This is a genomic window from Bacteroides sp. MSK.20.82 (assembly GCF_019052485.1).
GTDB classification, from domain to species: Bacteria; Bacteroidota; Bacteroidia; order Bacteroidales; family Bacteroidaceae; genus Bacteroides; species Bacteroides thetaiotaomicron.
Genome location: NZ_JAHQUN010000099.1, coordinates 1 through 5,318, shown reverse-complemented (window position 1 = coordinate 5,318; position 5,318 = coordinate 1). Strand labels below are relative to the sequence as shown.

6 protein-coding genes are annotated in these 5,318 nt (G+C 32.0%); 5 read left to right on the top strand and 1 reads right to left on the bottom strand.

All coding sequences use genetic code 11. From position 1 onward, the window contains the following. Positions 1–386: 386 nt before the first annotated feature. The 5 genes from KTR07_RS27670 (at position 387) to KTR07_RS27650 (ending at position 4,547) form a co-directional block, all read left to right on the top strand. The gene (locus KTR07_RS27670; RefSeq protein ID WP_011108027.1) at positions 387–2,039 is read left to right on the top strand and encodes a tetratricopeptide repeat protein; all 1,653 of its coding nucleotides are present in this window, start codon (positions 387–389) and stop codon (positions 2,037–2,039) included. Between the two features lie 288 nt (positions 2,040–2,327). After that, on the top strand, positions 2,328–2,693 hold the full coding sequence (locus tag KTR07_RS27665; protein ID WP_008764104.1) for a DUF3244 domain-containing protein: 366 nt from the start codon (positions 2,328–2,330) through the stop codon (positions 2,691–2,693). A 175-nt stretch (positions 2,694–2,868) separates the two neighbouring features. Further along, positions 2,869–3,081 (top strand): hypothetical protein, encoded by a 213-nt coding sequence (locus tag KTR07_RS27660; protein ID WP_008762761.1) that lies wholly within the window; start codon positions 2,869–2,871, stop codon positions 3,079–3,081. Between the two features lie 61 nt (positions 3,082–3,142). Continuing rightward, positions 3,143–3,754 carry a tail fiber domain-containing protein gene (locus KTR07_RS27655; RefSeq protein ID WP_008762762.1) on the top strand — a complete coding sequence of 204 codons (612 nt, stop codon included), beginning with the start codon at positions 3,143–3,145 and terminating at the stop codon, positions 3,752–3,754. Positions 3,755–3,761: 7 nt separating this feature from the next. Beyond that, entirely contained in the window at positions 3,762–4,547 is a 786-nt protein-coding gene (locus KTR07_RS27650) for a bifunctional 2-polyprenyl-6-hydroxyphenol methylase/3-demethylubiquinol 3-O-methyltransferase UbiG (protein ID WP_008764105.1), read from the top strand. A gap of 514 nt (positions 4,548–5,061) precedes the next feature. Here the strand turns inward: KTR07_RS27650 and KTR07_RS27645 are convergent. Then, a partial coding sequence (locus KTR07_RS27645; RefSeq protein WP_254306584.1) for a hypothetical protein occupies positions 5,062–5,318 on the bottom strand: 257 nt, incomplete at its 5' end.

Genomic DNA, 5,318 nt, shown 5'->3' with positions numbered 1-5,318 from the left:
AATATTTCATCTTTATTTTCGATTTTTGAAGTGTCAACTTATTCAGTACACTACATATTGATATCTAGCTGTATAGAGTACTATCGGTAATGCTATAGAGTTTATGTTCATGTCTTAACTGATTTGAATCATTTCAGTATAATTTTGATTCAACTACTGATTCACATTTTTAATTTTAAAATATGCAACAGGGTTATTTGTAGTTTAAGAAATAATTCATATCTTTACAAGACAGCATAATACTTTTGAAACTGAAAAAATAATTATTGCACATATTGATACTATCTGTGTTTTCAAGGGTTCAACGGAAAAATGGGAAAAGAATTTTTTATCCCCTCGTTTAACTTACTTGTTTGTTTTTTATTCATATAAGCAAAACTATAATAATGAAACATTTATCATATGTGTTAACACTAGTGCTAATATTTTTTGTAGCTTGTAGACGGCAACAATCAGTGTCTACTCCGTTAAATGCTGCAGAGCGAATACTCAAAGACAATCCGGATAGTGCTTTTCGTATTATACAAAGTATTCCTTATCCTGATAAACTGGATAAGGAAGATTTAGTGCGTTGGTGCTTGATAGCTGGTAAAGCTGCTGACAAATTGAATACGTCTCTTCCTCCTTCTTACTATTTCGATCATGCATATTCTTGGCTGATTAAATATGGAATAACTAAAGATCAAGTAGATATAGGGTTGTTTTGGGGGCGCTCTCTAGTGGCTGATGGGGAATATGATAAGGCAATGAGCATTTATGCAGAAGTATTGGCAATCGCAAAAGAGAAAGAACTATATAATGAAGCAGGCTATATATGTACGTATATAGCTGATCTATATGATTTTAGGGATATGCAAAAGGAGGCCAGACATCAATATGAAGAAGCTCAAGGACTGTTTAAGAAAGCGGGAAATATCAAAAGTCATGTATTTGCTTTACAAAATATAGCTCGTGAATGGGCCTTTTTCGATTCTCTGGAATGTGCTTTAAAATATATGGGAATAGCGGATTCTATTGCCCAGCAGTTGAATGATAATGAGGTTAGCTCTTCTCTAGATAATGCTTTTGGTAACATTTATTTGGCAATGAACCAATACTCTAAAGCAGAATATCATTTCCTTAAATCAACATCTTTGGATAAAGAAAATGAATTGTATAATACAAACTGTCTGATCAAGCTATATCTGCAAGTAGGTGATATTTTAAAAGCTCGTGAGCTTTTGTATACACTACCTTTAGATAGCTCTGAATATGAATATGGTATAGAGCGGGCTTTTTATCGGGTAACTAAAGCGGAAGGTAGCTATAAAGAAGCACTTAAACATTTAGAAACATGTGAATCCATTAGTGACTCTATTACTATACTACAGAATAATACAAAAATACTGGAAGTAGAAAAGAAATTTAATAATTTGAGGCTTAAAGAAAAGAATCATCAATTGGAACTCACTCAGCAAAAGTATATGATTATAATTTGTATATGTTTGATTTTTGGTATAGCTATCACATTACTCTATTTGCTGTACAGGCAAAAAACCAAAAATGAAATGAATAAGCAAGCCCTTGAGTTGAATAATATAAAACTAGAGTTGGCTAATGCCTTTATAGAGTTGGATAAAAAGAAAAATCAATTAGTGGTTTCGCAAAAAGAGAATGAAAGTAGTCAAAGTCGATTAGAAAATGAAATTAAAAACTTAACCTCTAATTATAAGAAATTGCAGCGAAGAAGAATTGTTACGTCAATAATTTTTAGAAAATTAGTGAATATCGCTGAACGTAGTACGAATTGCAATGAACCATTACTAACGGAGCAATTATGGTTCTCTATTGTTTCTGAAATAACAGAAACTTATCCGAATTTAAAAATGTATTTATTAGAACGATACCCAAATTTATCAAGTCAGGAATGGGAATATTGTTGTTTATGCATGTTTAATTTTGATTCGAAAACCGAAGCTAGATTGCTTGGTATTAATCCTAGTTCAGTTTCTACAAAGCGATTAAGATTCAGACAAAAATTGGGAATCTCTGCTTTATAGGAAGAAGCTAACTTGTGTGAGTACCTGATTAACGAGCTTTTAAAATAATCCTATTTAAGTAGTTCTTTTCTGAATAAGGCAATGCATGCTGCTATATTGATAGTGGCATGCACTTTTTTTATTTTAATGCTCTGAAAGTCCCCTTGAAATAGTGAATGTATACTATATGTCTATGTTGTTTTTATAAGTTGTTGATAATCAAGTTCTGCCTGTCTATTTTGATATTGTTTTGAATATAACAAACGAATCATCTATCCCCTATATTTGCAAAAAACAAAATTAATAAATATGAAAAAGTTTGAGCTTGTATTATTAGTGATGTTATTAATACATAGTTTTTCAGTTATGATTGAAGCTAAACAGCATGTTAAAACTAAAAGTGATTGGGTTATACAAAGAACTCCTGTTGACCCCGAATGGCTTAAAGTGTATGTGGATGATGAAAGCAAAAGACTTTGTCTTAATTTTAAAGACAGTTTTGCTCCTATAACTGTTGAAGTAAAAGATATCGAAAAACAAATCGTATTTCAATCTATAATATTCCCTGTTGCGGCAGGAGAGTATACTCTTTATTTAGGTGATCTATCATTAGGTCAATATGAGTTGTATATGTACAATGCGAGTGTTAAGGTTGTAGGAAACTTTACTCTTTAAGGATTGATATATAGATATTTCAGAAGAATAGTATTATCAATGCAATAATTATTTAAATCTAAAGTTATGAGAGCAAACACAATGTCTAATTTAAGGATAAGACTACCTACATTTAGGTGAGATACTAATCTTTATCAAGTAATTTTTTGACACTTAATGTTTAATTTGAATAGTCATGAGAAAGTTATTTATGTTATTTTCTTTTTCTATGATGATTCTCTGTGGATGTACGGACGAATCGGAGGAAGTAAATACGAACAATGAAACTACTACTGGTATAACTACTAGGGCGGTTGGTGTGGTTGTATGGGAAGCTCAACCTGGCACTGTAGATATTCCTTTTGGACAAGCTGTAACCATAGGATTGGATGGCTCAGTAACAAAATGATGTCTAAGGGATATGTGCCTTTATTTATATCGAAAGGTTATTAATTAAAACTTGTAATATTATGAAATCATTATTTTTTAAAAGTATACTCTTAGTGGTATTCTTGGCTGTTGCAGTTCTTGCAAATGCACAAATTAAGTATTATTCGAATGGTAAATTAACTATTGGCAATACCGAACCTTATTCATTTTATCATACGACGTTTAGTGGAAACGGAATATATATGAAATGTAATGCTAGTAACTTCTTTCAAATTGATTGTAGCCCGGCTGCAACTCGATTGGCTAGTCATTATGATCAAGTTGTTTTCTATAATACAGCATCCGGAGTATATAATAGTATTCAGGTGAAAAATGTATATAACTATTCTGATGCTAGAGCAAAAATTAATATTAATCCATTAGGTTATGGTTTAAATGTTCTGTCTAAACTGAATGCTGTAAGTTATGATTTCAAAGATAAGAATGAACCGGCAGCTGCTGCTTTTCGAGTAGGTGGAGATGGTAAAGAAATTGGGTTGTTGGCTCAGGAAGTTGAGAAAGTTCTTCCGAATATAGTATTGACTGACCCGGATGGGAATAAACTAATTAATTATACAGCAATTATTCCTATAATGATTCAATCAATCAAGGAATTAAAAGCAGAAGTTGAGGCTTTGAAAGCAAATAAATAGATCGACTATGCAGCAAAGACATATAGATAGATATTCCTATTTTAATGAACTTGCAATAACTTCTCGAGACTTTTATATTGATTATCTCGAGAAGTTTGTTGCTATAAAAAGAGGTATGAATATATTGGAGATAGGGTGTGGGGAAGGAGGAAATTTGTTACCATTTGCCGAAAAAGAATGCAATGTAACAGGAATAGATCGTTCCGAAGAACGAATCTCTCAGGCAATTAGTTATTTTAAACTTTTAGGTTTTAATGGGCGGTTTATTTATTCTGATTTTTTTGATTTTAGTTCTGAAGAGGATATGAATAAATATGATATAATTTTGATACATGACGTTATAGAACATATAGATAAATGTCGGAAAGTTGAATTTATACTTCATGCTAAAGAGTTTCTGTCTGAAACAGGTATAATCTTTTGGGGATTTCCTGCTTGGCAAATGCCGTTTGGTGGACATCAACAAATATGCCGTAATGGATTTTGTTCTAAAATGCCATTTATTCATCTTTTACCTTTATCTGTGTACAATAAAATTCTATTTATTTTTGGTGAAAATGATTCATGTATTAAAGAATTGTTGAATATAAAAGCTGCGGGGCTGTCTATAGAGCATTTTGAAAGCATAATAAAAGAAAGTAATGGCAGAATTGTAGACCGAATTTTGTGGTTTATTAATCCCCATTATAAGCAAAAGTTTAAATTAAAACCGCGCAAACTTATGCCAATACTTAGTTCTATTCGATATATTCGAAATTATTTTTCTACTTCCTGTTTCTACATAACTAAATGATTGTATCTTATAAAGAATTGGGGTTTCATATGTCCAGAGGGCGAACGAAGCCCTATTTTGTTTTAAGACATGCAACAAGCTGTGTGACTACTCATGACAGCTACTTTCAACTTCCAGAGCTCCCCTCTACTGTATCTATCCTGTGTTTTATATAACAGACTATTTCATGAATCTGATATTTCCTCTTCATTTCCCTGATGTATACGCCCGCGCTCACTCACCTAACGCGCGTGTGAATATAATAATGTGCATGCCTTTCCTCTATTCCTCCTGTATCCGAGAAAAATATGTTCTATAACATCCTTATGATTCAACACTTTAGCGAGTCTTTTCAAAAATAATTCAAAAAAAGAGTGATTTAAGTTTGGAGTATATTTGAAAAGGGGCTACTTTTGCACCCGCTTTCCAAGAGAAGAAAGCCTTGATAAATTGACTTAGTGTAAAAGCAAGGGTCTGCTTAACCATAAGAACAAAAAAACTTCCGATAAAGTTTGGAAGATAATGCTTAAAGTTCTTATCTTTGCAGTCCGATTCGCAAAGAAAAGGCGTTTTGTTTTTCTTCTTTACCTTCTTTCCCTTTCGCTAAGAGAGCCTGAGAAACGATAGAAAAAGAAAAACGAAAAAAAAACTTCCGAAAACATTTGGTAGTTAAAATAAAACCTCTTACCTTTGCACCCGCTTTTAAAACGAAAGCAAGATGTTCTTTGAAATATTGATAAACAATACAAGTAGTACAAGAAAAAAATAGAACCGTCAATACTTGTCTTATAT